Annotated in this window: 24 protein-coding genes and 1 pseudogene; 16 read left to right on the top strand and 9 right to left on the bottom strand. The window is 65.0% G+C overall.

The features are described from left to right. Positions 1 to 92 precede the first annotated feature (92 nt). The 10 genes from IC50_RS04180 (at position 93) to IC50_RS04140 (ending at position 10,558) form a co-directional block, all read left to right on the top strand. A complete protein-coding gene (locus IC50_RS04180; protein WP_035700799.1) occupies positions 93 to 1,064 on the top strand; it encodes an ABC transporter permease in 972 nt (323 codons plus the stop codon). Beyond that, entirely contained in the window at positions 1,061 to 1,900 is an 840-nt protein-coding gene (locus IC50_RS04175; protein ID WP_035700796.1) for an ABC transporter permease, read from the top strand. Before IC50_RS04180 ends, IC50_RS04175 begins: the two co-directional genes overlap by 4 nt. 2 nt (positions 1,901 to 1,902) lie before the next feature. After that, positions 1,903 to 3,522, top strand: coding sequence for an ABC transporter ATP-binding protein (locus IC50_RS04170; protein WP_035700962.1), 1,620 nt, complete (start codon positions 1,903 to 1,905; stop codon positions 3,520 to 3,522). A 360-nt stretch (positions 3,523 to 3,882) separates the two neighbouring features. Beyond that, entirely contained in the window at positions 3,883 to 4,059 is a 177-nt protein-coding gene (locus tag IC50_RS42335) for a hypothetical protein (protein WP_193374083.1), read from the top strand. Beyond that, the gene (locus tag IC50_RS04165) at positions 4,056 to 4,265 is read left to right on the top strand and encodes a hypothetical protein (protein WP_035700793.1); all 210 of its coding nucleotides are present in this window, start codon (positions 4,056 to 4,058) and stop codon (positions 4,263 to 4,265) included. The genes IC50_RS42335 and IC50_RS04165 overlap by 4 nt, the downstream gene beginning before the upstream one ends. Before the next feature lie 276 nt (positions 4,266 to 4,541). Continuing rightward, positions 4,542 to 5,483, top strand: a complete 942-nt coding sequence (locus tag IC50_RS04160) for an AEC family transporter (RefSeq protein ID WP_035700790.1) — start codon at positions 4,542 to 4,544, stop codon at positions 5,481 to 5,483. A gap of 183 nt (positions 5,484 to 5,666) precedes the next feature. After that, a complete protein-coding gene (locus tag IC50_RS04155; RefSeq protein WP_035700788.1) occupies positions 5,667 to 5,987 on the top strand; it encodes a hypothetical protein in 321 nt (106 codons plus the stop codon). 225 nt (positions 5,988 to 6,212) lie between these two features. Continuing rightward, positions 6,213 to 6,938 carry an outer membrane protein gene (locus tag IC50_RS04150; protein WP_035700959.1) on the top strand — a complete coding sequence of 242 codons (726 nt, stop codon included), beginning with the start codon at positions 6,213 to 6,215 and terminating at the stop codon, positions 6,936 to 6,938. A 164-nt stretch (positions 6,939 to 7,102) separates the two neighbouring features. Then, on the top strand, positions 7,103 to 9,259 hold the full coding sequence (locus IC50_RS04145) for a methyl-accepting chemotaxis protein (protein WP_035700786.1): 2,157 nt from the start codon (positions 7,103 to 7,105) through the stop codon (positions 9,257 to 9,259). 237 nt (positions 9,260 to 9,496) lie between these two features. Continuing rightward, positions 9,497 to 10,558 carry an MBL fold metallo-hydrolase gene (locus tag IC50_RS04140; RefSeq protein WP_035700783.1) on the top strand — a complete coding sequence of 354 codons (1,062 nt, stop codon included), beginning with the start codon at positions 9,497 to 9,499 and terminating at the stop codon, positions 10,556 to 10,558. A gap of 62 nt (positions 10,559 to 10,620) precedes the next feature. On the opposite strand, the gene aroQ is transcribed toward IC50_RS04140, so the two are convergent. After that, on the bottom strand, positions 10,621 to 11,052 hold the full coding sequence (gene aroQ, locus IC50_RS04135; RefSeq protein WP_035700781.1) for a type II 3-dehydroquinate dehydratase: 432 nt from the start codon (positions 11,050 to 11,052) through the stop codon (positions 10,621 to 10,623). A gap of 327 nt (positions 11,053 to 11,379) precedes the next feature. Between aroQ and hemA the strand changes: the two genes are divergently transcribed. Together hemA and IC50_RS04125 are read left to right on the top strand one after the other, a co-directional pair. Next, complete coding sequence (gene hemA, locus IC50_RS04130; RefSeq protein ID WP_035700778.1) at positions 11,380 to 12,609, top strand: 5-aminolevulinate synthase; 1,230 nt, start codon at positions 11,380 to 11,382, stop codon at positions 12,607 to 12,609. Between the two features lie 316 nt (positions 12,610 to 12,925). Further along, positions 12,926 to 16,435, top strand: coding sequence for a PAS domain-containing hybrid sensor histidine kinase/response regulator (locus IC50_RS04125; RefSeq protein WP_035700775.1), 3,510 nt, complete (start codon positions 12,926 to 12,928; stop codon positions 16,433 to 16,435). Positions 16,436 to 16,445: 10 nt separating this feature from the next. Here IC50_RS04125 and IC50_RS04120 read toward each other — a convergent pair whose 3' ends face one another. The 6 genes and pseudogenes from IC50_RS04120 to IC50_RS04095 form a co-directional block, all read right to left on the bottom strand. After that, positions 16,446 to 17,270 carry an SDR family NAD(P)-dependent oxidoreductase gene (locus IC50_RS04120; protein ID WP_035700772.1) on the bottom strand — a complete coding sequence of 275 codons (825 nt, stop codon included), beginning with the start codon at positions 17,268 to 17,270 and terminating at the stop codon, positions 16,446 to 16,448. A gap of 16 nt (positions 17,271 to 17,286) precedes the next feature. Continuing rightward, positions 17,287 to 17,850 (bottom strand): cytochrome P460 family protein, encoded by a 564-nt coding sequence (locus IC50_RS04115; protein WP_050990876.1) that lies wholly within the window; start codon positions 17,848 to 17,850, stop codon positions 17,287 to 17,289. Between the two features lie 71 nt (positions 17,851 to 17,921). Beyond that, positions 17,922 to 18,950, bottom strand: a complete 1,029-nt coding sequence (locus tag IC50_RS04110) for an alpha/beta fold hydrolase (RefSeq protein WP_035700767.1) — start codon at positions 18,948 to 18,950, stop codon at positions 17,922 to 17,924. Next, positions 18,947 to 19,346: pseudogene (locus IC50_RS04105) on the bottom strand (Ohr family peroxiredoxin). The gene IC50_RS04110 and the pseudogene IC50_RS04105 overlap by 4 nt, the downstream one beginning before the upstream one ends. A 176-nt stretch (positions 19,347 to 19,522) precedes the next feature. Then, positions 19,523 to 19,714 carry a hypothetical protein gene (locus tag IC50_RS41930; protein ID WP_035700764.1) on the bottom strand — a complete coding sequence of 64 codons (192 nt, stop codon included), beginning with the start codon at positions 19,712 to 19,714 and terminating at the stop codon, positions 19,523 to 19,525. A 60-nt stretch (positions 19,715 to 19,774) separates the two neighbouring features. Beyond that, entirely contained in the window at positions 19,775 to 20,446 is a 672-nt protein-coding gene (locus IC50_RS04095) for a response regulator (RefSeq protein WP_035700954.1), read from the bottom strand. 291 nt (positions 20,447 to 20,737) lie between these two features. On the opposite strand from IC50_RS04095, the gene IC50_RS04090 reads away from it, so the two are divergent. Beyond that, on the top strand, positions 20,738 to 22,372 hold the full coding sequence (locus IC50_RS04090; protein WP_440588133.1) for an MFS transporter: 1,635 nt from the start codon (positions 20,738 to 20,740) through the stop codon (positions 22,370 to 22,372). Positions 22,373 to 22,440: 68 nt separating this feature from the next. Here the strand turns inward: IC50_RS04090 and IC50_RS04085 are convergent, their stop codons facing one another. Next, complete coding sequence (locus IC50_RS04085) at positions 22,441 to 22,914, bottom strand: secondary thiamine-phosphate synthase enzyme YjbQ (protein WP_035700759.1); 474 nt, start codon at positions 22,912 to 22,914, stop codon at positions 22,441 to 22,443. A 45-nt stretch (positions 22,915 to 22,959) separates the two neighbouring features. Next, positions 22,960 to 23,475: a hypothetical protein gene (locus IC50_RS04080; RefSeq protein WP_035700757.1), complete on the bottom strand. Its 516-nt coding sequence runs from the start codon at positions 23,473 to 23,475 to the stop codon at positions 22,960 to 22,962. On the opposite strand from IC50_RS04080, the gene IC50_RS41925 reads away from it, so the two are divergent. The 3 genes from IC50_RS41925 to IC50_RS04070 form a co-directional block, all read left to right on the top strand. Then, entirely contained in the window at positions 23,453 to 23,776 is a 324-nt protein-coding gene (locus tag IC50_RS41925) for a hypothetical protein (protein WP_162131515.1), read from the top strand. The genes IC50_RS04080 and IC50_RS41925 overlap by 23 nt on opposite strands. Before the next feature lie 51 nt (positions 23,777 to 23,827). Then, the gene (locus IC50_RS04075) at positions 23,828 to 24,202 is read left to right on the top strand and encodes an AtpZ/AtpI family protein (RefSeq protein WP_035700754.1); all 375 of its coding nucleotides are present in this window, start codon (positions 23,828 to 23,830) and stop codon (positions 24,200 to 24,202) included. Positions 24,203 to 24,313: 111 nt separating this feature from the next. Further along, a partial coding sequence (locus tag IC50_RS04070; RefSeq protein WP_035700751.1) for a F0F1 ATP synthase subunit A occupies positions 24,314 to 24,918 on the top strand: 605 nt, incomplete at its 3' end.

Here is a 24,918-nt window from a genome sequence, read left to right as displayed (position 1 = left end):
CCCCCCTCACCCCAACCCTCTCCCCGCAAGCGGGGCGAGGGAGTCACTCCGCCTCCGTGGCTCCAGGTCACATCACCAATATGACTCACTAGATGCTCTCCTTCGTCGCTCAGCGTGTCGTGAAGGGCGTGATCGTCCTGCTCGCGATCGTCGTCCTCAATTTCTTCCTGATCCGGCTTGCGCCCGGCGACCCCGCGATGGTGATGGCTGGCGAGGCCGGCGCCAGCGATCAGGTCTTCGTCAAGCAGCTCCGGGAAAAGTTCGGCCTCGACAAGCCGCTCCCGGAGCAGCTCTTCATCTACGTCAAGGGCGTCGTCGGCCTCGACCTCGGCTTCTCCTTCCGCCAGCAGGCGCCGGTCGCAAAGCTGATCGGCGAACGGCTGCCCGCGACGCTGCTGCTGACGCTGACCGCATTTGCGATCTCGCTCGCGCTCGGCATCCTGTTCGGCACCTTCGCCGCGCGCTTTGCCGGCACCTTTCTCGACACCGGCATCACCGTGTTCGCGCTGATCTTCTACGCCATGCCGATCTTCTGGGTGGCGCTGATGGGCATTCTGCTGTTCTCGGTCGCCTTCGACTGGCTGCCGAGCTTCGGTTACGAGACGGTCGGTGCCAATCTCACCGGCCTTGCCCATGCGCTCGACGTCGCCAAACACCTGATCATGCCGGCGATGACGCTCGGCCTGTTCTTCATGGCGACCTACACCCGCATGACGCGCGCCTCGATGCTGGAGGTGAAGCGGCTCGACTTCGTCAAGACGGCGCGTGCGAAGGGTCTCTCCGATGCCGTGATCCAGCGCCGCCACGTGCTGCGCAATGCGCTGCTTCCCGTCGTGACGCTCGCCGGCGTCCATTCGGGCACGCTGATCGGCGGCGCCGTCATCACCGAGACCGTGTTCGCTTGGCCCGGCATCGGGCGCCTGATGTACGACGCCCTGCTGCAGCGCGACTACAATCTGTTGCTCGGCGTCTTCGTGATCTGCTCCGCCATGGTCCTGATCTTCAACCTCATCACCGACCTGGTCTACCGACTGGTCGACCCACGCATCGAATTCGCCTCATGAAACAGTTCTGGAAATCGATGCTGAAAAGCCCGAGCGGCGTCATCGGGCTCATCATCCTGCTGCTTGCGATCTCGGTCGCGGTGTTCGGACCGATGCTGTTCCCGAACTCCCCCTGGCGCATGGTGCAGCGGCCGTTCCTGCCCCCCTTCACGCTCTCGACCGTGCCGCTCGGGACCGACGCGCTCGGTCGCGACGTGTTCGCCGGCATGATCTTCGGCGCACGGGTGTCGCTGCTGGTCGGCCTCGTCTCAACCCTGGTCGCCCTGATCGTCGGCGTGCCGATCGGCGCCATGGCCGGCTATTTCGGCGGCAAGGTCGACGATGCGCTGATGCGCTTCACCGAGTTCTTCCAGACCATTCCGAGCTTCGCGCTGGCGATCGTGCTGGTCGCGATCCTGCAGCCCTCGATCTATTCGATCGTGGCCTCGATCGCGGTGGTGAGCTGGCCGCCGGTGGCCCGCCTCGTCCGCGGCGAGGTGCTGTCGCTGCGCACGCGCGAATATGTCCAGGCCGCCGTGGTCACCGGCCAGAGCAACGGCTGGATCATCCTGCGCGAGATCCTGCCCAACGCATTGTCGTCCGTGATCGTGCTGGCCTCGCTGATGGTGGCGACCGCGATCCTCCTGGAATCCTCGCTGTCCTTCCTCGGCCTCGGCGATCCCAATCTGATTTCCTGGGGCTACATGGTCGGCGCCGGCCGCACCGTGATCCGCCAGGCCTGGTGGATCACGGTGTTCCCCGGCATCGCCATCCTGATCTCGGTGCTCGGGCTCAATCTGATCGGAGAAGGCCTCAACGACGCCCTCAATCCGCGCCTGTCGCGGGAGGGCCGCTGATGATGACCGCCCCGCCCGCCGTCACCATCAGGAACCTCAGGATCGCGCTGCCCAAGGGCGCCGAACGTCCGTTCGCCGTCGACGGCGTCTCGCTGGATCTGCGGCCCGGCAAAATCGTCTGCGTGGTCGGCGAATCCGGCTCCGGCAAGTCGATGTGCGCGCATGCGCTGATGGGCCTGCTGCCGGATACGGTCTCGGTCGCCTCGGGCGAGATCCAGTTCGAAGGCCGCGACCTGCTCAAGCTCGACGACGACGGCTGGCGCGACCTGCGCGGCCGCCGGCTGGCGATGATCTTCCAGGAGCCGATGACCGCGCTCAATCCGCTGATGCAGATCGGCGACCAGATGGCGGAGATGTTCGAGGCGCACGGCCTGCTGACGCCGAAGGAGCGGCGCGCGAGAGCGCTGGCTTTGGCGCGGGAAGTCGGCCTGCCCGACCCCGAACGCATCGTGCGCGCCTATCCGCACCAGCTCTCCGGCGGCCAGCGCCAGCGCGCCATGATCGCGATGGCGCTCGCGCTCGAACCGGCCGTGCTGGTCGCGGACGAGCCGACCACCGCGCTCGACGTCACCACGCAGGCGCAGATTCTCAAGCTGATCCGCAATCTCCAGCGCAACCGCAACATGGCGGTGATGTTCATCACCCACGACTTCGGCGTCGTCGCCGATATCGCCGACCAGGTCGTGGTGCTCCGCCACGGCAAGGTCGTGGAGGAAGGCCCAGCCGCAACCGTCTTCAGCGAGCCGCAGCACGATTACACCAAGGCGCTGCTCGCCGCCGTGCCCTCGATGGACCCGCCGGCACGCAAGCCCCTCGACGACCAGGCCAGGGCGGTCGAGGTGATCGGACTGGACAAGACCTACGTCACATCAGGCGGCTGGTTTCGCGAGGACCGCCGCGTCGATGCCGCACGGGCGGTCAATTTCAACATCCTCAGGGGCGAGACGCTCGGGCTCGTGGGCGAATCCGGCTCCGGCAAGTCCTCCGTGGCGCGCCTCGTGATGCGGCTGATCGAGGCTGATCGCGGCACGGTGCGGATCGGCGAGACCGATCTCACCCAGCTGTCGGGCAAGGCGCTGCGCGCCGAGCGCCATCGCATCCAGATGATCTTCCAGGACCCGTTCGCCTCGCTCAATCCGCGGCGCAAGATCGGCCACATCATCGCCGACGGGCCGATCGCAGCCGGCACCGATCCGAAGATGGCGTTCGACCGCGCCCGCGATCTCCTCAAGATGGTCGGCTTGGACGCCGGCGCGCTCGAACGTTATCCGCACGAATTCTCCGGCGGCCAGCGCCAGCGCATCGGCATCGCACGCGCGCTCGCGCTCGAGCCGGAGATCATCGTCGCCGACGAGGCCGTCTCGGCGCTCGACGTCTCGGTACAGGCGCAGGTGTTGAAGCTGCTCGAAGACCTCAAGGCGCGGCTCGGGCTGTCGATGCTGTTCATCACCCACGATCTGCGCGTCGCCGCCCAGATCTGCGACCGCATCGCGGTGATGCAACGCGGCGCCATCGTCGAGTTGAAGCCCACCGCGCAGCTGTTCGGCGCGCCCGAGCATGCCTATACGCGCGAGCTGCTCGCGGCGGTGCCGGGTCGCAAGGAGCAGGCGCCTGCAGCCTGAGTGGGCGGTCGGACGGATTTGCCGGCTTTCGAGATGGTTCCAAGAATTTGCACGCCGCAAGAGGCGAAACATATTCGATCCAGCAGCATTTGCTTCGTGAGACTTTCCTCGCTGACGAGCGCAAGGACAGGCCGACACCGGCATTCGCCCGCTCGGCTGCCGAAGCTGCGCAACTGACGTGAGGTGGTGGACGGCCTCACAACCCAGCGCGTGAGAACACCGGCGCCGGGAGCGAGGTCACGCGCTTTTTATTCGGTCGTGACCACCGCGCCGCTTCAAAGCCGCAAGCGGCACCATAGATGTGCATTGAATGGTCAGCGTCATCTCATGACGTTTCACTAGCCGAAATTCGGAGTCAGCATGGGCGAAGTCATTCGATTTGTCTCAAGATCCGAGCGCGAGCGAGCGCGTCTCATTCAGGAGGCACGCGCCATCTACGACAGCATCTTCCCGCCGGCAGATCCGGCGAGCGAAGGGCAGGACAAACCGGCGATCGGTCGCACATATATCGGCCGCGACGGGGGTAACGTATCGTGATCAAAATCATCGCCGTGCTTTGCAGCCTCGCCTCTCCAGCCAATTGTCACGAGCAGATCGTCACCACTTCGGACTTTGCGCAAGTCTCGGTGCAGTCCTGCCTGATGGGCGCGCCGCAACTCGCCGAATGGATGAACCAGCATCCGGCCGAACGACTGGCCGCGTGGCGGTGCGTGATCGGTCAACAGACCGGCCGTGGAATTTAAGCTCGGGCGTCTCGATTCGGCGGAGTAAGCCGTTCTCGTGCCCCGGACGCAGCGCAGCGCTTCCCCGGCGATGCGAAGCATCGTCCGGTCCAGCGGTGCGCTGCAGAGCCGGGGCCCATCGCAGCGCCGAGCCTTGCAGCCCCTGGGTCCCGGCTCGCGCTTCGCGCGTCCGGGACGCGCCACCAAGCCTGCTCCTCGCTGAACGTTGGGCAGTGACGTCACTCCATTGCCGGGGTAACCTCTCGTTGCGGCCGTTGGCAGCAAGGGGGAAGCCGGATGGAGGTCGCCAGCCTCGTTCTTCCCGTATTCGCGATCATCGTCACCGGTTGGCTCGCGGGCGAGGTTGGCTATCTCTCCCGCTCGCTTGCCGATGCCCTGGTCCACTTTGCCTACAATGTGGCGATGCCGGCGCTGCTGATCGTCACGATCGGCCAGGAGCCGGCGCGCAATCTATTGGAATGGCGCTTTCTGCTCGCGTTCGGCGGCGGTTCACTCATCTGCTTCGCGCTGGTGTTCCTGCCGCTCCGCACGGGTGGCAAACACGACCTTGCCAGCAGCACCATCCAGGGGATGGCGGCGGCGATGACCAACACCGGTTTCGTCGCGCTGCCGATCCTGCATGCGATCTACGGCCAACCCGCCGTCCTGCCCGCAGCTGTTGCGACGGTGTTCGTTGCCGCCGTGATGTTTCCGATCACGGTAATTCTGCTGGAAAGGCGCGGTGCACGCGGGCCGTCCGCGCTCTCCACGGGGCTGGCAAAGCAGATCCTGCTCAATCCCATGGTGCTGTCGACGTTCATTGGGCTCGCGTGGGCGGTGACAGGATGGCCGATTCCGGCGCCGGTCGCGGCCTATCTCAACATGATCGCTGCCGCGCTCACGCCGTGCGCGCTGTTTGCTATCGGGCTTGGCTTGTCCGTGGAAGGCCTGCGATCCAACCTGAAGGCGGCGTTTGCACTCGCGGCGGTGAAACTGGTGGTCATGCCGCTCATCGTCTACGGACTCTGCGTCGTCATGGGCCTCAACCCTCTGTACATGGTTGCGGCCGTCGTCTGCGCAGCCGTACCGACGGCGAAAACCGTGTATGTCCTCGCGCATGAGCACAAGGTCGAGGAGAAGCTGGTCGCGGCCACGGTCTCGATCACGACGATGCTGTCGGTCGCGACATTGCTGGTCGCACTCTATCTGCTCTCCGGACTGGTGCGTGCCGCAGGTTGAGCGGCCACCGGCTTCCGCCTCGCTCTCTGTCTCGTGACAATGCTCCGGGGGGAGACCAAGTTGGACACGCCGACCGGGGGCCGGTTTCGAGACGCAGCGCGGGGCACGCACCCGCCGCCTTCGGATGGACCCGAATCAGCGCTAATGCATTGCGCTCGGTGACTTCCCTGGACGCAAGACAGCATGACCGGCGCCGAACTGAAGCAGCTTCGCAACGACCTCTCCGATGCCCTCGAGCGCAAGCTCACGGCGGCTGACATGGCCATGCTTTGCGGATTGCCGGAGAGAGGGGGCGCCGACACCATCCGGCGCTGGGAGGTCAGCGGCCCGACGCCGGAGGCGACCCGGGTGCTGCGCGTGCTCGCAATGGCGAGCGAGCGGTATCCGATCCTCGAGAAGTTCGACATCTTCGATCGTCACGACGTGCGCGAGGAAGACCGGCCGACAAAGCGCGCGGCCTTTCGCGCGCAGATGCGCGATGAGGTGCGGCGGCGTCTTGGTTAACAAGGAGCGCGCGCAAGTTACCCATGACGCGCGACGTTAAGCCTTCCTTCACCACTTCTTAAGCCGCCATTAAGCACGAAAATCATTTACACCCCAATAAGTTAAGCTGGCTGTCGCTGTGCCATGGATGTGACAGCATTTTCATCAAAAGCGAGCTATCTGCAAAACCAACGACGGCGCGGAAAGCGCGCCTGCCGGGGACCTTACGTGTTGGAGTTCGAGACGATGAAGAAGATTCTGTTTGCGACCGTGGCGCTGCTCGTGGTGGGCGCGGCTGCGCCGGCCGTCGGCGCCGACCTCGGCAACCGCAACTACTACAAGTCGCCCGCGCCGGCCTACGCCGCGCCGATCTACAATTGGACGGGCTTCTATCTCGGCGCCCATGTCGGCGGCGCGTTCTCCAGCGACAACAATTTCAACGGTCTCTCCACCGGCAGCAACGGCAATGGCCGCTTCCTCGGCGGCGTGCAGGTCGGCGCGGACTGGCAGCTCAACCCGTACTTCGTGGTCGGCGTCGAAGGCCAGTATTCCTGGCTGTCCGGCAGCGTCGGCGCAGTCTTCCCGGGCGGCATCGCCTATACCAACGACCAGCGCGGCCTCGGCTCGATCACCGGCCGCGTCGGCTATACCTGGGGTCCCGGCCTGCTCTATGTGAAGGGCGGCTACGCCTATTCGGACAACAACGAGAAGGTGACTGTCGGCGGCGTGCCGACCGGGTTCATCATCGATGGCGATCACCGCAACGGCTACACCGTCGGCGCCGGCCTGGAATACATGTTCGCCCCGAACTGGTCCGCCAAGGCCGAGTACCAGTACTACAATTTCGGCGATGCGCACTTCACGGCGGGCCCGCTGGTGGGCACCGGCAACTTCACCACCGACGACCACACCTTCAAGGCGGGCGTCAACTACCGCTTCAACTGGGCAAGCCCGGCCGTCGCGAGCTACTGATCGGTTACCAATATCTTATCACGATGAAGGGCCGGCCTCGTTGCCGGCCCTTCTTTTTTTCGCTCTGCGGAACATGCGCAAGCAGTTGCCTCAATTGCGATTTTTTAACGGGTGCCGCCGATACTGCCGCCACAACAGAAGCAAGAACATTGGGGGAATTTTCGATGGCGATCCGTCTGGGCCTTGGCCGATTCCTTGGCCGTTTCCGTCCTCGTTTCAAAATGCCGAAATGGGGCGTGCGCGGCAGCCTGTTCGCGGCCTTCGCGGTGATCGCGGGCATGGGGCTCGTGATCGCGACCGGCGCCGGCCTGGCGCTGCAGAATCTCGGCGGACGCATGACCGAACTGAGCGGGCGGGACATTCCGCGCCTCGCCGCCAGCCTGCAATTGTCGGCACAGAGTGCGAGCCTTGCGGCGCAGGGACCGGCCCTGCTTGCGGCGCAAAGCGAGGACGCCCTGAATGAACGCACCAAGAAGCTCAGGGAATTGCAGGAGCAAACGCAGCAGAAGCTCACCGAGATCATCGAGCTCGGCGGCGACAAGAGCGTCGTCTCCGGACTCAGCGACACGATGAAGAGCATCAACGAGGCGGCTCAGAGCCTGGCGAAGGCCGCCCGCGAACGGCTCGATATCGCGGCCCTCCATGAGAAGCAATATGATGCGCTTCGCAGCGCGCAGGGTGCGTTCGTCGGTGCGGCGAGCCCGGCGATGCTGGACGCACAGACCCGGGTCAACGCCATTCTCGGCTCAGCCGACCTGTCCGCCGCAGATGCCACCGACGCCGCGCAGACCGTCGGTCAGCTCGGCAACGTCGTCGCCAGCGGCAATCTCGCCGCCGCCGACATGAGCGCGGCGCTGTCGGCGAGCACGAGCGACAAGCTCGACGACATCCAGAAGGAATTCAAGACGGCTCAGGGACGCCTGCGCTCCAACCTTGATCTGTTGCCGGACAACCAGGGCAACAAGATGCTGCGCGAGGCGGCGGAAAAGCTGCTCGCGCTCGGCACCGGCAAGACCGGCGTGTTCAATCTGCGCGAGAAGGAGCTCGACTCCATCGACTACGGCCAGACCATCCTGGACGAGACCCGCAAGCTCAATGTCGGCCTCGGCATCAGCGTGCAGCAGCTCGTCGACGGCGTGCAGAAGGAGACCAACACCTCGACCTTCCAGGCGCGGCAGGAGATTTCGCTCGCCACGTCAGTCATGCTGGCGCTGGGCGCGTTGATGCTGGTCGGCTCGGCGCTGTTCGTCTGGCTCTATGTCGGCCGCAGCATCCTGCGCCGGATCGGCGCTCTGCATCAGTCGATGCAGCTGCTCGCGAACGGCGACATCGAAACCGAGATCTACCGCTCGAAGAACCACAACGACGAAATCTCGGTGATGGCGAACACGCTGCAAGTGTTCCGGGAGAGCATGATCGAGGCCCGCGCGCTGACGAACGAGCAGGACAAGGACCGCATCGCCAAGGCCGAGCGTGCCGCGCGCATCGAAGCGAAGATCGCCGAATTCGAAAGCACGGTGCGCTCCGCGCTCGACAATCTGGCGCAGTCGGCCAATTCGATGCAATCGACCGCGCAGAGCATGTCGAACACCGCCGACCAGTCCAACGCGCTGGTGAACGCGGTCGCCTCCGCTGCGGAGGAGACCTCGGTTAACGTGCAGACCGTGTCCGCCGGCACCGAGCAGCTGTCCTCCTCGATCCAGGAGATCAGCCGCCAGGTCGTGACCTCCGCCGAGATCGCCAGGAAGGCCGTCGATGAAGCGGGATCGACCGACGCCACCGTGCAGAGCCTCGCAGACAGCGCGAGCCGCATCAGCGTCGTCGTCGACCTGATCCAGACCATCGCCTCGCAGACCAATCTGCTCGCGCTCAACGCGACCATCGAGGCCGCGCGCGCGGGCGAGGCCGGACGCGGCTTCGCCGTGGTCGCCTCGGAAGTGAAGAGCCTGGCGAGCCAGACCGCCAAGGCGACGGACGAGATCCGCACCCAGATCGCCAGCATGCAGTCGGTCACGACCTCCGCGGTCGGCGCCATCCAGGGCATCGGCCGGATCATCGGCGAGATCAACGACGTCACCACGACGATCGCAGCCGCGGTGGAGGAGCAGGGCGCCGCCACGCGTGAAATCGCCCGCAACATCCAGCATGCCGCCGGCGGCACCAGCGAAGTCTCCAGCAACATCGTCGGAGTCTCCACCGCTTCCGCGGAAGCCGGCACGGCGGCAGGCGAAGTGCTGAGCGCCTCGGACGCGCTCCGGCGCGAGGCCGATATGCTGCGCGCGGAAATCGATGCGTTCCTCAACGACATGCGGGCGGCCTGATTGTCATTCCCGGGGCCGCCTCAAAGAGGCGAACCTGGAAATCTCGCGCGACAATCCCCGGATTCTCTGGTGCGCAACCGCGCACCAGAGTTCACGCTCACGCGCGCCCCGGAATGACGGCGTTTTTGACTGCGCTCCATCCGGGCCGCGGAAAACCGCCGGTATGCCGGCCATGCGGAGACCACGGCCGTCCTTTTTCGGCTGGCGCCCCGCTCGCGCTGGGTTTAAGCGGGTAGCATGAGCTCAAAAACCGACACCGCACAGTCCTCGGCCGAGGCCCTGCGCTACCCCTGGGAACAGCACCCCGGCCACGAGGAGATCGTGGAGGTACGGCCCGGCGTGTTGTGGGCGCGGCTGAAGCTGCCGTTCCGCCTCAACCACGTGAACATCTACCTGCTCGCCGACGGCGACGGCTATGCCATGGTCGATACCGGATTCGGCAACGAGGAGACGATCGAGGCCTGGACCAGGCTGTTCGACGGACCGCTGAAGGGCGTCAGGATCACCCGCCTGATCGTCACCCACTCCCATCCCGACCATGTCGGTCTCGCCGGGTGGATCGTCGAGCGCTTCGGCTGCCCGCTGGTGATGTCGCAGGTCGAATATCTGCAATCAGTCTATCACCAGAACCGCGGCACCGAGGAGCGGCGCGAGGCGCAGCGGCTGTTCTTCCGCCGCCACGGCATGGACGAGTCGCTGACCGAAAAATTGCTCGGCCGCGGCCAGGACTATCTCAAGCGCGTCTCGGTGCTGCCGCCGTCCTACCGCCGCATCTCGCATGGCGACGACGTCGTGATCGGCACGCGCCGCTTCAAGGTGATCACCGGCGGAGGCCACGCGCTCGACCAGGTGATGCTGTATTGCGCCGACGACAAGCTGTTCCTCTCCGCCGACCAGGTGCTGAGCAAGATCTCGCCGAATGTCAGCGTCTGGGCGGTCGAGCCCGACCAGAACTCGCTCGGCGAATATCTGGCCTCGCTCGCCAGCCTCACCACGACGCTTCCCTACGACGTGCTGGTGCTGCCCGGCCACGGGGTGCCGTTCTACGGATTGAAGACCCGCATCAAGCAGCTCGCCGACCACCACGAGGAGCGCTGCCGCCTGATCGCGGAAGCCTGCCGCGAGGTGCCGCAAACCTCGCGCGCATTGGTGCCTGTCGTGTTCAACAAGCATGTGCTGGACGAGCACCAGATGGGCTTTGCCGCCGGCGAACTGGTCGCCCATGTCAACTACATGATCGTCGAGGGGCGCCTGGCGGCCGAGATGCAGGACGGCGTGCTGCAGTTTCGGACGACGTGAGCTCTTTCTTCGCCTCTCCCCGCAAGCGGGGCGAGGGAGCAGACCACTGCCGCGGCTACCACTCACTTCATATTCGCGATCGCGTGCAGCGCCGCGATGTAGCCGAACGGTCCCAGCCCGCAGATCACGCCGGTCGCCACGAACGAGATCCTGGAGTGCCGGTGGTATTCATCGCGGGCATGGATGTTCGAGATGTGGACCTCCAGCACCGGGCCTTCGAATGTCTTGATCGCGTCCATGATCGCCACCGAGGTGAAGGAAAAGCCGGCGGGGTTGATGACGATGGCATCGGCGTCCTGCCGGGCCGACTGGATCAGATCGACGAGCGCGCCCTCGTGGTTGGACTGGTGGAAGGCGAGCTTGAGCCCGAGCCTTGCGGCGGCCTCCTCGCAGCTCGCGTCGATCTCTGCGAGCGTCGTCGTGCCGTAGATGTGCGGCTCGCGGATGCCGAGCATATTGAGATTGGGACCATTGAGAATCATGACACGCTTCATCGGGGCTTCCTTTCGCATGGGCTGTCCGATTGACCGACCTGCCGTCCCGGCCACGCCATGGCGCCGGCGCGACCGCTTCCGCCATCATGGATGCAGTGCGTGCCATGGACAAAATGTCCATGGCAGCCCCGGCCTCCCGGCAACTGCGGTCCGGCCGGCAGGGCCGCGTTAGGCGGTTGATCCAAATCAACAATCGCGGCCGGACGGGCGGTTATCAATTGGCACGCTCGCCGCGCCTCAAATGTGTGCTGGCGCATAGACATCGGAGCTGGAAAAGCTCTAAAAATGGGCGGCCGTCATGGCCGGGTTCCGTTGCAGGTTTTGCCGATGGATTACAACCAGTTCTTCGACTCCGCCCTCGATCGTCTCCACGCTGAGCGGCGCTATCGCGTGTTCGCCGACCTCGAACGCACGGCCGGCCGGTTCCCGCACGCGGTCTGGCACTCGCCCCAGGGCAAGCGCGACGTCGTGATCTGGTGCTCCAACGATTATCTCGGCATGGGCCAGCACCCGAAGGTGGTCGGCGCCATGGTCGAGACCGCGACCCGCGTCGGCACCGGTGCCGGCGGCACCCGCAATATCGCCGGCACGCACCATCCGCTGGTCCAGCTCGAAGCCGAGCTCGCCGATCTCCACGGCAAGGAAGCCGCGCTGCTGTTCACCTCGGGCTATGTCTCGAACCAGACCGGCATCCCGACCATCGCAAAGCTCATCCCGAACTGTCTGATCCTGTCGGACGAGCTCAACCACAATTCGATGATCGAGGGCATCCGCCAGTCCGGCTGCGAGCGGGTCGTGTTCCGCCACAACGATCTCGCCCATCTCGAGGAGCTGTTGAAAGCGGCCGGCCCGAACCGGCCGAAGCTGATCGTCTGCGAGAGCCTCTATTCCATGGACGGCGATGTCGCGCCGCTCGCCAGGATCTGCGATCTCGCCGAGCAGTATGGCGCGATGACCTATGTCGACGAAGTCCACGCCGTCGGCATGTACGGCCCGCGCGGCGGCGGCATCGCCGAGCGTGATGGCGTCATGCATCGCATCGACATTCTCGAGGGCACGCTGGCAAAGGCGTTCGGCTGTCTCGGCGGCTACATCGCCGCCAATGGCCAGATCATCGATGCCGTACGCTCCTACGCCCCGGGCTTCATCTTCACCACCGCGCTGCCTCCGGCGGTCTGCTCGGCCGCGACCGCTGCGATCAGGCACCTGAAGACCTCGAGCTGGGAGCGCGAGCGCCATCAGGACCGCGCCGCCCGCGTCAAGGCAATCCTCAATGCCGCCGGCCTGCCGGTGATGTCGAGCGACACCCACATCGTACCGCTGTTCGTCGGCGATCCCGAGAAGTGCAAGCGGGCCTCCGACCTCCTGCTCGAGCAGCACGGTATCTACATCCAGCCGATCAACTATCCGACCGTTGCCAAGGGCACCGAGCGCCTGCGCATCACGCCCTCGCCCTATCACGACGACGGCCTGATCGATCAGCTCGCCGAAGCGCTGCTCCAAGTCTGGGACCGCCTCGGCCTGCCCCTGCGCGAGAAGTCCCTGGCCGCGGAGTAGGGTTCTTACCTTCCCCTGGAGGGGGAGGGTCGGCTCACATTGAGCGCAGCGAAATGTGAGCCGGGGGGGTGACGGTCTCTCCACCTCGAACGCTGCCCGTGCCGAGAGATCACCCCACCCCGCTCGCGCTGCGCGCGATCGACCCTCCCCCTCCAGGGGAGGGTAGGCGCCCGTGGGTGCACGCCCGCACCTTGACGACAAGCCCGGTTCCTCCCCCGGCGCGACATTTCGCTGTCGCCTACACCCGTCCAACACGCTAGATTTGCAGGGAAAATGAGACCGGGCGCGTTGGCGCCCAGGGAGAAGCGCGCTCACCATGCTGCACGACTGGGGCGTGATCGCCGCCGCTTTCGGTTATATCGGCTTCCTGTTCCTGGTGGCGAGCCATGGCGACCGCCGCTCGCCGGCCGGGCGCGGTCGCGCCTCCGGGCTGATCTATCCGCTGTCGCTGGCGATCTACTGCACCTCCTGGACCTTCTTCGGCTCGGTCGGCTTTGCCACCCGCACCTCGACCGACTTCCTCGCGATCTATGTCGGCCCGATCCTGATGATCGGGCTCGGTGCCGGCGTGTTGCGCCGCGTGATCCAGCTCGCGAAAGCCCAGAACATCACCTCGATCGCCGACTTCATCGGGGCGCGCTACGGCAAGAACCAGGCGGTGGCGGCGACCGTCGCGCTGATCGCGATCATCGGCTCGGTGCCTTATATCGCGCTCCAGCTCAAGGCGGTCGCCTCCTCGCTCGAAACGATCCTGGGCGAAGACCAGGCCTTCTCCCACATCCCGATCTTCGGCGACGTGGCGCTGCTGGTGACGCTGGCGATGGCGGCCTTCGCCGTGCTGTTCGGCACGCGGCAGACCGACGCCACCGAGCACCAGCACGGCCTGATGCTGGCGGTTGCGACCGAATCCATCGTCAAGCTGATCGCCTTCCTCGCCGCCGGCATCTTCGTCACCTTCTGGATGTTCTCGCCGCAGGAATTGATCGAGCGCGCCATGAAGACGCCGGAGGCGGTGCGCGCCATCAACTACGCCCCGTCGATCGGCAACTTCCTGACCATGACGCTGCTGTCGCTGTGCGCGATCATGCTGCTGCCGCGTCAGTTTCACGTCAGCGTGGTGGAGAATTCCTCGGATGCCGAGGTCGGCCGCGCGCGATGGCTGTTCCCGCTCTACCTCGTCGCCATCAATCTGTTCGTGATCCCGATCGCGCTCGCCGGCCTCGTGATCTTCCCGTTCGGCGCCGCCGATCCCGACATGTACGTGCTGGCGCTGCCGATGGAAGGCGGCGCTGATCTGCTCAGCATCGCCATCTTCGTCGGCGGCCTGTCGGCGGCGACCGCGATGGTGATCGTCGAATGCGTCGCGCTCTCCATCATGGTCTCGAACGACCTCGTGGTGCCGCTGGTGCTGCAACGTCGGCCGGAGGGGCGCGCCGGCGGTGCCGATTTCAGCGACTTCCTGCTGCGCTCGCGGCGGCTCGCGATCTTCGCCATCATGGTGATGGCCTATTTCTATTATCGCGCGCTCGGCAATACCCAGCTCGCGGCCATCGGCCTGCTCTCCTTTGCCGCCATCGCCCAGCTGGCACCGAGCTTCTTCGGCGGGCTGCTCTGGCGGCGCGCGACCGCGCGCGGCGCCATCGGCGGCATGCTGGTCGGCTTCGTGGTGTGGCTCTACACGCTGTTCATACCGAGCTTCATGGATTCATCGACATCAGGCATCCTGCTGCTCCAGCACGGCCCGCTCGGCATCGAGGCGCTGCGGCCGCAGGCGCTGTTCGGCGCCGACCTGCCCCCTCTGATGCACGGCGTCATCTGGTCGCTGTCGCTCAACATCCTGACCTATGTGCTGCTGTCGCTGGCGCGCCAGCCGTCTTCCATCGAGCTGTTGCAGGCCGATCTGTTCGTGCCGAACACGCTCGCACCGATCTCCCCCAGCTTCCGCCGCTGGCGCGCCACCGTCACCGTGCAGGACATCCAGACCACGGTGGCGCAATATCTCGGACCCGACCGCGCGCGGCATTCCTTCGAGGCCTTCTCCGCGCGGCGAAACGTGCGGCTGGAGCCCGGAGCACCTGCCGATTTCGAGCTGCTGCAACACGCCGAGCACCTGATTGCCTCCTCGATCGGCGCGGCCTCCTCCCGCCTCGTAATGTCGCTGCTGCTGCGCAAGCGGACGGTCTCCGCCAAGGCCGCGCTGAAGCTGCTCGACGACTCGCATGCGGCACTGCATTTCAACCGCGAGATCCTCCAGACCGCGCTCAACCATGTGCGCCAGGGCATCGCCGTGTTCGACGCCGATCTGCAACTGATCTGCTCCAACCGGCAGTTCGGTGATCTCCTCAATGTGCCACCGCATTTCATCCAGTTCGGCACGCCCTTGCGCGAAATCCTGGAATGCATCGGTGTCGGCGATCCGCACGATCCGCTCGGGCGCGAGGCCCTGCTGAAGCGGCGCCTGGCCGCCTACACCACCGACAGCGAGCCTTATCTCGAACGCCTGCCGGAACGCCACATGGTGATCGAAGTGCTCACCAACCGCATGCCCGGCGGCGGCTTCGTCATCACCTTCACCGATGTCACGCCCACCTTCGAAGCAGCGGAGGCGCTGGAGCGCGCCAATGCGACGCTGGAAAAGCGCGTGCGCGACCGCACCGAGGAGCTGACGCGGCTGAACTCCGAGCTGGCGCTGGCCAAGAGCGCGGCGGAGGACGCCAGCATCTCCAAGACGCGTTTCCTCGCCGCTGCCAGCCACGACATCCTCCAGCCGCTGAACGCGGCGCGGCTCTATGTCACGAGCCTGGTCGAGCGCCAGCACAGCGGCGAGGAGACGCGGCTGGTCGAGAACATCGACGAATCGCTGCAAGCGATCGAGGAGATCCTCGGCGCACTGCTCGACATCTCCAGGCTCGATGCCGGCGCGATGACGACTTCGATCTCGAGCTTCAAGATCGGCGACCTGATGCGGTCGCTGGAGATCGAGTTCGCGCCGATCGCGCGTGCCAAGGGGCTGGAGCTCGCCTTCGTGCCCTGCTCCCTCCCGGTCAAGTCGGACCGCCTCCTGCTGCGGCGCCTGCTCCAAAACCTGATCTCTAACGCGATCAAGTACACCCCGCGTGGCCGCGTGCTGGTCGGCTGCCGCCGCCACGGTCAATCGCTGAAGATCTGCGTTTACGACACTGGCGTCGGCATCCCCACGGTCAAGCGCGGCGAGATCTTCAAGGAATTCCACCGCCTGGAGCAGGGGGCGCGGATCGCGCGCGGCCTGGGGCTCGGCCTTTCGATCGTCGAACGCCTGGCGCGCGTGCTCAAGCACGGCATCGCCATCGACGCCAATGCCAGCGGCGGATCGGTATTCTCCGTGACGGTGCCGACGGCCAAGGCGATCACCCATACCGCGGCCGTGACCAGCGCGACGCCGCTGGCGCGCACGCCGATCTCGGGAGCGCTGATCGTCTGCATCGAGAACGATGCGGCGATCCTCGACGGCATGCGCACGCTCTTGAAGGCCTGGGACGCCGAGGTGATCGCGGTCGCCGACCCCGAAGGCGCGATCGCCGCGATCGAAACGGCCGGACGGCGCGTCACCGGCCTGCTCGTCGACTATCACCTCGATCGCGGCAACGGCATCGCCGCCATCCGCGAGATCCGCCGCCGCTTCGGCCACGCCATCCCCGCGATCCTGATCACGGCCGATCGCAGCCCCGCCGTGCAGATCGCCGCGCGGGACGAGAAGATCGCGGTGCTCAACAAGCCCGTCAAGCCGGCCTCGCTCCGTGCCCTGCTGGGTCAGTGGCGCACGCAGCAGATGGTGGCGGCGGAGTGAGACGCGCGGGTCAGTAGTCGGTCGATACGCTGAGCGCGCGCCACGTCTCCAATTCCTCCAGACGAAGCCTGTCCGCCGCCGCGATGGCGTTCACGGCGTCGCTGCCGAGGGCAATCCGCAAGGGCGGGCGATCCATGTCGACGAGCTTCAACACGACGGCTGCAGCCTTGGCCGGGTCGCCGGGCTGGCGGCCATCATAGTCGCGCTGCATCCTGACGGCGGCGCCAACGACCGCGTCGTACTCCGGCCGTCCCTCGCCGGCCGCATGCGCAGCCTGGGCAAAGCCGGTGCGAAAGCCGCCGGGCTCGACGATCGTCACGCTCACGCCGATCAACGCCATCTCGCGCGCCAGCGATTCCGAAAAGCCTTCGATCCCCCATTTCGCGGCCGAATAGGCCGCGCGGGCCGGAGCACCAATGCGCCCACCGACGGACGAAACCTGCACGATGTGCCCGCGGTGCTGACGACGCAGCACGGGAATCGCGGCCTTGGTGACGATGACGGTGCCGATCAGGTTGACCTCGATCTGGTGACGGAACGTCTCCAGGCTCGTATCCTCGACCGATCCGAGATCGCCGTAACCGGCGTTGTTGACGACCACATCAATGCCGCCAAATGTCTGCACGGCGAGGCCGACCGCTGCTTGCGCTGCCGCCTCGTCGGTCACGTCGAGGGTTGCAAGCCGAAGCCTTTCGCCGAAGCGCTCAAGCAGCGGTTCAAGCGGTTTTGGGTGCCGGGCCGACGCAAGCACGCGATCTCCCGCTGTGAGCGCGGCTTCCACGATGGCCCGGCCAAGCCCGCGTGAACTGCCGCTGATGAACCATGCTTTCGACATGACGGTCTCCGGATGCTCAGGGCGCCAGGCGCGTGAAGACGTAATCGCGGCTCTTGGCGCGGACCTCGTGGCAGGCGAAGCAGGTGCGATGCTGGGCCTCGTCCACCGGCCTGCCGTTGACGAAGCGGCCGAAACCCCAGCCGCCGGTGGCAGCGTATTTCTTGGAATCCTTGACCATCACCTGGACCGTGGTGGCGGCACCGGGGATCGTCGCGGCCTCAAACTCCGGCGACTTTTTCCGCTTCCAGGCGCGCTTGACCAGAATGGTGCCGTCGGGGAATGGGAGCTTGCCGGCTTGATACGCGTCGATCGCGGTCTGGTTGCCGACGACAGCGCGAAGCTCGTCGAGTGGCGCGGCCTCTTCGGCCGGTGCGATCAACTCCCACTGCTTGTAACCCGCGGGAATCGTGACGCCGAAGATCGGCGAGGCATCGGCGGTGCCAGCTTGCGCCGGCCCCTCCGCGAGCGCGATCGAGACCAGGTAAGGCACGCAAGTCAGGAGAACGACCAGGACGAGCACGGCCTGCGTGATCGCCGTGGCATAAGAGCGACGCTTCTTTTCAGGTTCGACAGAAGTCATGACATTTCTTCAGGCTGGGATCGCGGCACATCCTCGATCCAGCCGGGCTGGACCGAGGTGCTGACAGATGCTCAGGCGCCGTCGGCGTCGACGACGGCCTTGGCAAAGGCTTGCGGAGCTTCCTGCGGCAGATTGTGGCCAATGCCGCCGGTGATCAGGCGAAACTCGTATCGGCCCGAGAATTTCCCGGCATAGGCGCTCGGATCGGGATGCGGCGCGCCGTTGGCGTCGCCTTCCATCGTGATGGTCGGCACCTCAATCTGCGGAGCCGCCGCGAGCTTCTTTTCGAGATGCTCGTACTTCGCCTCGCCCTGGGCGAGCCCGAGCCGCCAGCGGTAATTGTGGATCGTGATTGCGACGTGATCCTTGTTGTCAAGCGCCGCCGCACTGCGATTGAAGGTGGCATCGTCGAATTTCCATTGCGGCGAGGCGAGCTTCCAGATCAGCTTGGCGAAATCGTGCGTGTACTTCTCGTATCCGGCGCGGCCGCGCTCGGTCGCGAAGTAGAACTGGTACCACCATTGCAGCTCCGCCTGCGGCGGCAACGGCGCACTGCCGGCAGCCTGGCTGGAAACCAGATAGCCGCTGACCGACACCAGTGCGCGGCAGCGGTCGGGCCACAGCGCGGCGATGACGTCCGCGGTGCGCGCGCCCCAGTCGAACCCGGCGACGACGGCTTTCTTGATATCGAGCTTGTCCATCAGCGCGATGATGTCGACGGCCATCGCCGCAGGCTCGCCGTTGCGCGGCGTCTCACTGGAGAGGAAGTGCGTCGTGCCGTAGCCGCGCAAATAAGGGACGATCACGCGATAGCCGGTCTTCGCCAGGATCGGCGCGACATCGACAAAGGCGTGAATGTCGTAGGGCCAGCCGTGCAGCAGGATCGCGACGGGACCGTTCGAGGGCCCCACCTCCGCATAACCGACGTTGAGGACGCCGGCGTCGATCTGCTTGATCGCCCCGAAGGACGCATTCGATGCGGAGGATCGTAACGGTTCCGTCTCGGCACGTGCAAAATCGATCACGCCGAGACCGACGGCGACGGCTCCTGTGGCGATGCCGAGAAACTGGCGGCGGTGCTCATCGATGAGCTGCTTCATGGCGTTGCGACCTCCTGGTGGTTGATGATGCTGCGTCGATGCGCTTCAGCGACGATGCCCTGTGCGGTCTCGCGATCGAGACCCGGCAGGCTGACATTGAGGCGCGCCCGGAGGGCATAAGTGCCTTCATCGAGAAGAAGATCGATTTCCGTATCGATCGCACTTTTTCTGGGAAGCACGATTTTCCGCTTGCGGGCTGCCATTTCCATCGCGCCTTCGAAGCAGGCCGAGCAGCCGGCTGCGAACAATTCCTCGGGATTGGTGCTGATCCCTGCGCCACCTGGCGACGACAGCCTGACGTCGAGGCGGCCGTCGGACCTGCGCGATATGCCGTCGTGTCAGCCGTCACTGGTGTGGGTCTTGGCCGTATAGAGTGCTTTTTGCCGCTTGCGTCATGAATGTCTCCTTGCCATCGCGCAACTGACTAGCAGCGGTGACCGCAGGATACCCGTTTGGACTTGTGAGAAATTGTGAGGTCACCACGCGCGCGCCTCACAAGGCTTGCATGCGTGGTCTGGTGTCGATGCAGCGGCGCACTTGCCGCGATACATCACCACGCTCTCAGGCCGCGGCTATTGCTTCGTGGCGCCGATCTCGCAGGCGAGACTTCCGGCAGCACGGCGCTCCGCACCGAGGATGGAATTGCCGCCGGTCAAGCTGCCACGGCGGCGCAGCTGGCGCGTGAATTCTGGTTGCAGGGCCGGCACGCGGACGCGCTGCAACTGGCGCAACAGACCGTCACTGAGGCCGCGCAGATGGAGCACCCGAGGGCTCCGAAACGGCGGATATCAGAGCGGCCAACGTGCTTTTGCAGCGACCTGACCTCACCCCGTCGGCGTGCCCTGCGTCCACTGGCCGCCGGCGATCTTTGCCGCGGCAATCACGGCCTGGGTGCGGCTCTCGACGCCGAGCTTTTGCAGGATGGCCGAGACATGCGCCTTGATGGTGGCCTCGGAGACGCCGAGCTCATAGGCGATCTGCTTGTTGAGAAGGCCCTCCGACAGCATCATGAGGACCCGGACCTGCTGCGGCGTCAGCGTCACCAGACGGTCGCGCAGGCGTGTCATGTCGGGGTCGGCCGCGGCGGACAGGTCGGTGTCGGCGGGAACCCAGACGTCGCCGTCCATCACCTTGAGGATGGCGTCGCGCAACGTCTCGACGCCGAAACGCTTTGGAATGAAGCCGGAGGCGCCGAAATCGAGCGAGCGGCGAATCGTGGCGCTGTCGTCGGAGGCCGAGACGATCACGACCGGAATCGCCGGATATTGCGCGCGCAGATAGATCAGGCCGGAAAAGCCGGAGATCCCGGGCATCGAGAGGTCGAGCAGGATCAGGTCTACCTCAGAGGTCTGTTCCAGGAGCGTGGTCAGATCCTCGAACGATCCCGCCTCATCGATCCTGGCCGAGGTCAAAACGCCGGCCACCGCCTGCCGCAGCGCGTCGCGGAAAAGCGGATGGTCATCGGCGATGACGAGATGGGTCGAGGGAGCGTTCATCGTTCTCTTGCTGTCGTTCACGCCGGGCGGCGAGTCAACGCCGCAGCCGGTCAATTCTTCCCCGAGCGGCCGTGGCATGCAAGTGCACAATATCCCTTTGCTGCAAAGGGGTTAATCCGGGAGCCCCGTGACTGCGCGCCGGCGCCCGATACCGCTCGTCAGCTGCGCGTCCGTGCGCAAGGCCGAAAGTCGTATTGGGGCTGGTTTCACGCCGATGTTACTTTCCGCGCAAGCCTAAATTGATCCGGCATGGCCGGACGCGCGGCTTGCACTAACTCTGGGAGCGAAACGATGACAATGGCTGCCACAGCGGGCTCGGGAGTCCGCACCGGGGGAATGACTGCCGAGGAGCGAAAAGTGATTTTCGCGTCCTCGCTCGGCACCGTTTTCGAGTGGTACGACTTCTATATCTACGGAACGTTGGGTGCGTTCCTGGCGAAATATTTCTTCTCTAACGTCCCGCCGAACGTCGGCTTCATCTTCGCCTTGCTCGCCTTCGCGGCCGGCTTTGCGGTTCGCCCGTTCGGTGCACTGATCTTCGGCCGCCTCGGCGACATGATCGGCCGCAAATACACCTTCCTCGTGACCATGACTCTGATGGGCGTGGGCACGTTCTTCATCGGTCTCTTGCCCGGCTATGCGACCTGGGGCCTCGCCGCGCCGATCGTGTTGATCGGCCTGCGTCTCGTCCAGGGCCTTGCGCTCGGCGGTGAATATGGCGGTGCGGCGACTTACGTTGCCGAACATGCCCCGCAGAACCGGCGCGGGTACTACACCTCCTGGATTCAGACCACCGCGACCCTCGGCCTGTTCCTGGCCCTGCTGCTCATCCTCGGCATCCGCACCGTGATGGGCGAAGAGGCTTTCGGCGATTGGGGCTGGCGCATTCCCTTCCTGCTGTCTGGCGCTCTGCTGGTCGTTTCGATCTGGATTCGCTTGAGCCTGAACGAATCGCCGGTATTCCAGCGCATGAAGGAAGAGGGCAAGACCTCGAAGCGCCCGCTCACCGAGGCTTTCGGCGAATGGAATAATGCCAAGATCGCGATCCTGGCGTTGTTTGGCGCAACCGCCGGTGAAGCGGTGGTGTGGTACGGCGGACAATTCTATGCGCTGTTCTTCCTCACCCAGACGCTGAAAGTCCCGGCCGTAACCGCGCAGATCATGATCGTGATCGCGCTCGCGCTGGGCACGCCCTTCTTCGTCATCTTCGGCATGCTGTCCGACAAGATCGGCCGCAAGCCGATCATCCTGACGGGCTTCCTGCTGGCGATGGTGACCTACTTCCCGATCTTCAAGGGCATCACCCACTTCGCTAACCCGAAGCTGGAAGCGGCGCTCGCCGCATCACCGGTGAAGGTCATCGCCGACCCCAGCGAGTGCTCGTTCCAGTTCAAGGCGACCGGTACCGAGAAGTTCACGACGGGATGCGACATCGCCAAGGCCGCGCTGGTGAATCTGTCGGTGAACTACCAGACCGAAGACGCACCGAAGGGCACCCCGGCTCAGGTCAAGATCGGCGAGCAGGCTCTGAGTGCGACGGCCCCGGATTTCGCCAAGGCTTTGCCCGCGGCGATCAAGGCTCACGGCTATCCGGCTTCCGCCGATCCGAACGAGATCAACTACGTCATGACGACGGTCCTGCTCTGGGTTCTCGTGATCTACGTGACCCTGGTTTATGCACCGATCGCCGCCTGGCTGGTTGAGCTGTTTCCGAGCCGCATCCGCTACAGCGGCATGTCGCTGCCCTACCATATCGGCAACGGATGGTTCGGCGGCTTCCTGCCGGCGACGGTCTTCGCGATCGTCGCGGCGACGGGAAACATCTATTCGGGCCTGTGGTACCCTGTCGCCATCGCCGCGATGAGTCTGGTGGTCGGATTCCTGTTCCTGCCGGAAACCAAGGACGTCGACATCAAGCAGACCTAGTCGAGATCAGCCGGAACCAAGGCTCCGGCGATCGGACACGAACGGCCGCGGATTCCGCGGCCGTTTTGTTATGACGTCGCGCCGACGAATTGCAGCACCACCTCGCGCCGGTGCGGGCGCTTGCGATGCTCGATCAGATAGATCGCCTGCCAGGTGCCTAGCGCGAGCCTGCCGTTGAGGACGGGAATCTGGAGCGAGGTCGCCGTCAACATCGTCCTGACATGCGCCGGCATGTCGTCCGGTCCTTCGGTGTCGTGGGTCCACCCGGCATTCTCCGGCGCGAGCCGGGACAGCGCGGTCGTGAGGTCGACGAGCACGGAAGGATCGGCGTTCTCCTGTATCGTCAGCGAAGCCGAAGTATGGCGGATGAACAACGTCAACGCGCCGTCACGCGCGAGCGCCTCGGCGACGAATTTTGCCGCCTCGCTGGTCAGATCAGTGAAGCCGCGGCCCGGCGTCTGCACAGTGAGCAGTGACGATATGACGGTCGCGGCTTGCGCCGACGAAGGTATCGAGCGGGTGACGGATCTGGCTGATGTCATGAAAGGTCTCGATCGATCGAACACTGCGGTGGCGCGAGGGGCCGTTCAAATCTTCCCCGACACGTCCTTCTGCACGCGGTTGGCCATGTCGATCAGCCTTCGCCAGGCCTTTTCCAGGAACGACATCAGGCGATCGACGTCCTGGTCGCTCGGCAGCGGGATCTCGATCTTGCGCTCGCCCTCGGCGACCTTGGGCTCCGCCTTCTTCAGCGGGTCGGATTTCGGCAATGCCTCATCGATCTTGCCCGACACCGTCGGACCCGCCGCGAGCTGCCCCTTCAGCCTCTCGACCTCGGCCTGGAGCCTGCCGATCTCGGCGTCGAGTGCGGTCCGCTCGTCAGGCACCGCATAGCAGGCCCAGCCGGCATCGTTCTTGGTGCAGGTCGATACCGTGCCGGTGCGCGTATCGAGCCGCAGCACGCCCTCGGGGATCGGCGTCATGCTGTAGCGCCCATTTTCGCCGTCGGGCGCGGATTGCGCGGCCACGGAGCCGCCGCTGACGGCCATCAGCGCGGCCGCCGCCGCAAACCATGATGTTGTGGATGACGTCGCTGGTCTCATCGCCCTCTCCGCCACGGCGCTGCTGCGGCGCAATCCTACACCCCATCAGGCAATTCGCCGCCCAAAACCCGCCTCTGAAATCAACGAACGCGATGGCCGCTTTGATCCCGGCAGTGTGGCGAAAGGACAGCAGCATACGCCGATCGTGAGCAGACCTGCTGCGGTGCGGCGTCACGCTGTGTGCGGCGCTGTCGCGCACGCCAATATCGTCAATAAAATCAGTTACATGACCGAAAGCGACGCAATCGTGACTTGGCTTGACTTGATTATGGGCCATCAGTATGGTCCGCGCGGCTTTTGAGGGTGACGGGCGTAATTTCCATTCAGCCGCGGCGTTTCGGGTCTTCGTTGCATGACACAGGGCACGGGACACGGCGATGATGGGGATCGCGATAGATCGTCCGAGGAAGCCGCGCTTTCCGAACGGCTCGGAAGTCTTGATCAGCGGTTGTCCGAATTTCGCGACCGCCGGACCAGGACCGAGCAACCCGCAGGCGACGATGGAGACAGAGCGGCCAGAGCCTCGGCGATGGCGCTTGGTTTCCGGTTATCCTCGGAGTTGATCGCCGGCGTCGCTGTCGGGGCGGGGATTGGCTGGGGTTTCGACCGCTTGCTGTCGACGTCGCCTTTCGGATTTATCGTGTTCCTGCTGCTGGGCTTCGTCGCCGGCGTGGTGAACGTGGTGAGAACGGCGGGCGCGGGTCAAAACAGGCGCGGTGGTTCGTGAGCCGATCCCACCAGGAAAGGAATATCGTGCCGGCCTCGCCGGTACGGGCCGGCCCGGCCGGCAGACCGAGACCCGCCGGCATTGCCCGGCAGACCAAGAGATGCCGCGCTGATGAAAATCGACCCGATCCACCAGTTCAACATCGAGCCTCTCTTCACCCTGGGCCATATCGGCAATCACACGATCGCCTTCACCAATTCGTCGCTCTACATGCTGGTGGCGGTGGCGATCATCTCGATCCTGATGCTTGCCAGCGGCACGCAGCTGGTTCCGGGGCGTCTGCAGTCGGTCGCTGAAATCTCTTACGAATTCGTCGCCTCGACCATCCGTTCGACGGCCGGCGCGGAAGGCATGAAGTTCTTCCCGCTGATCTTCTCGCTGTTCATGTTCATCTGCGTCTCGAACCTGGTCGGCATCATCCCCTATACCTTCACGGTGTCGAGCCATCTGATCGTCACCGCGGCGCTCGCGCTTCTGGTCTTCTTCACCGTCCTGATCTACGGCGTCGCCAAGAATGGCCTGAAATTCTTCAAGATCTTCGTTCCCCACGGCGTCCCCATCTACATCCTGCCGCTGGTCATGTTCATCGAGATCCTGTCGTTCTTCCTGCGGCCGGTCTCCCACAGTGTTCGTCTCTTCGCGAACATGCTGGCCGGCCACATCGCGTTGAAGGTGTTCGCGGGCTTCGTCGCCATGCTCGGCTTCTCGCTCGGCGC

The sequence above is a fragment of the Bradyrhizobium genomosp. I (2014) genome (genome assembly GCF_000261685.1).
Taxonomy (GTDB): domain Bacteria; phylum Pseudomonadota; class Alphaproteobacteria; order Rhizobiales; family Xanthobacteraceae; genus Bradyrhizobium.
Note: the sequence above shows the minus strand (reverse complement) of the source record. Positions and strands in the feature narration are given on the sequence as shown.

What these genes read in the sequence shown, in the direction of transcription:
- aroQ (WP_035700781.1), bottom strand. Translation starts at nt 11,052, where the DNA reads ATGAAGCGTGTCATGATTCTCAATGGTCCCAATCTCAATATGCTCGGC.
- IC50_RS04140 (WP_035700783.1), top strand. Translation starts at nt 9,497, where the DNA reads ATGAGCTCAAAAACCGACACCGCACAGTCCTCGGCCGAGGCCCTGCGC.
- IC50_RS04120 (WP_035700772.1), bottom strand. Translation starts at nt 17,270, where the DNA reads ATGTCGAAAGCATGGTTCATCAGCGGCAGTTCACGCGGGCTTGGCCGG.
- IC50_RS04075 (WP_035700754.1), top strand. Translation starts at nt 23,828, where the DNA reads ATGACACAGGGCACGGGACACGGCGATGATGGGGATCGCGATAGATCG.
- IC50_RS04080 (WP_035700757.1), bottom strand. Translation starts at nt 23,475, where the DNA reads ATGAGACCAGCGACGTCATCCACAACATCATGGTTTGCGGCGGCGGCC.
- IC50_RS04175 (WP_035700796.1), top strand. Translation starts at nt 1,061, where the DNA reads ATGAAACAGTTCTGGAAATCGATGCTGAAAAGCCCGAGCGGCGTCATC.
- IC50_RS04145 (WP_035700786.1), top strand. Translation starts at nt 7,103, where the DNA reads ATGGCGATCCGTCTGGGCCTTGGCCGATTCCTTGGCCGTTTCCGTCCT.
- IC50_RS04170 (WP_035700962.1), top strand. Translation starts at nt 1,903, where the DNA reads ATGACCGCCCCGCCCGCCGTCACCATCAGGAACCTCAGGATCGCGCTG.
- IC50_RS04160 (WP_035700790.1), top strand. Translation starts at nt 4,542, where the DNA reads ATGGAGGTCGCCAGCCTCGTTCTTCCCGTATTCGCGATCATCGTCACC.
- IC50_RS04125 (WP_035700775.1), top strand. Translation starts at nt 12,926, where the DNA reads ATGCTGCACGACTGGGGCGTGATCGCCGCCGCTTTCGGTTATATCGGC.
- hemA (WP_035700778.1), top strand. Translation starts at nt 11,380, where the DNA reads ATGGATTACAACCAGTTCTTCGACTCCGCCCTCGATCGTCTCCACGCT.
- IC50_RS04085 (WP_035700759.1), bottom strand. Translation starts at nt 22,914, where the DNA reads ATGACATCAGCCAGATCCGTCACCCGCTCGATACCTTCGTCGGCGCAA.
- IC50_RS42335 (WP_193374083.1), top strand. Translation starts at nt 3,883, where the DNA reads ATGGGCGAAGTCATTCGATTTGTCTCAAGATCCGAGCGCGAGCGAGCG.
- IC50_RS04180 (WP_035700799.1), top strand. Translation starts at nt 93, where the DNA reads ATGCTCTCCTTCGTCGCTCAGCGTGTCGTGAAGGGCGTGATCGTCCTG.
- IC50_RS04095 (WP_035700954.1), bottom strand. Translation starts at nt 20,446, where the DNA reads ATGAACGCTCCCTCGACCCATCTCGTCATCGCCGATGACCATCCGCTT.
- IC50_RS04090 (WP_440588133.1), top strand. Translation starts at nt 20,738, where the DNA reads ATGACAATGGCTGCCACAGCGGGCTCGGGAGTCCGCACCGGGGGAATG.
- IC50_RS04110 (WP_035700767.1), bottom strand. Translation starts at nt 18,950, where the DNA reads ATGAAGCAGCTCATCGATGAGCACCGCCGCCAGTTTCTCGGCATCGCC.
- IC50_RS04155 (WP_035700788.1), top strand. Translation starts at nt 5,667, where the DNA reads ATGACCGGCGCCGAACTGAAGCAGCTTCGCAACGACCTCTCCGATGCC.
- IC50_RS04115 (WP_050990876.1), bottom strand. Translation starts at nt 17,850, where the DNA reads ATGACTTCTGTCGAACCTGAAAAGAAGCGTCGCTCTTATGCCACGGCG.
- IC50_RS04150 (WP_035700959.1), top strand. Translation starts at nt 6,213, where the DNA reads ATGAAGAAGATTCTGTTTGCGACCGTGGCGCTGCTCGTGGTGGGCGCG.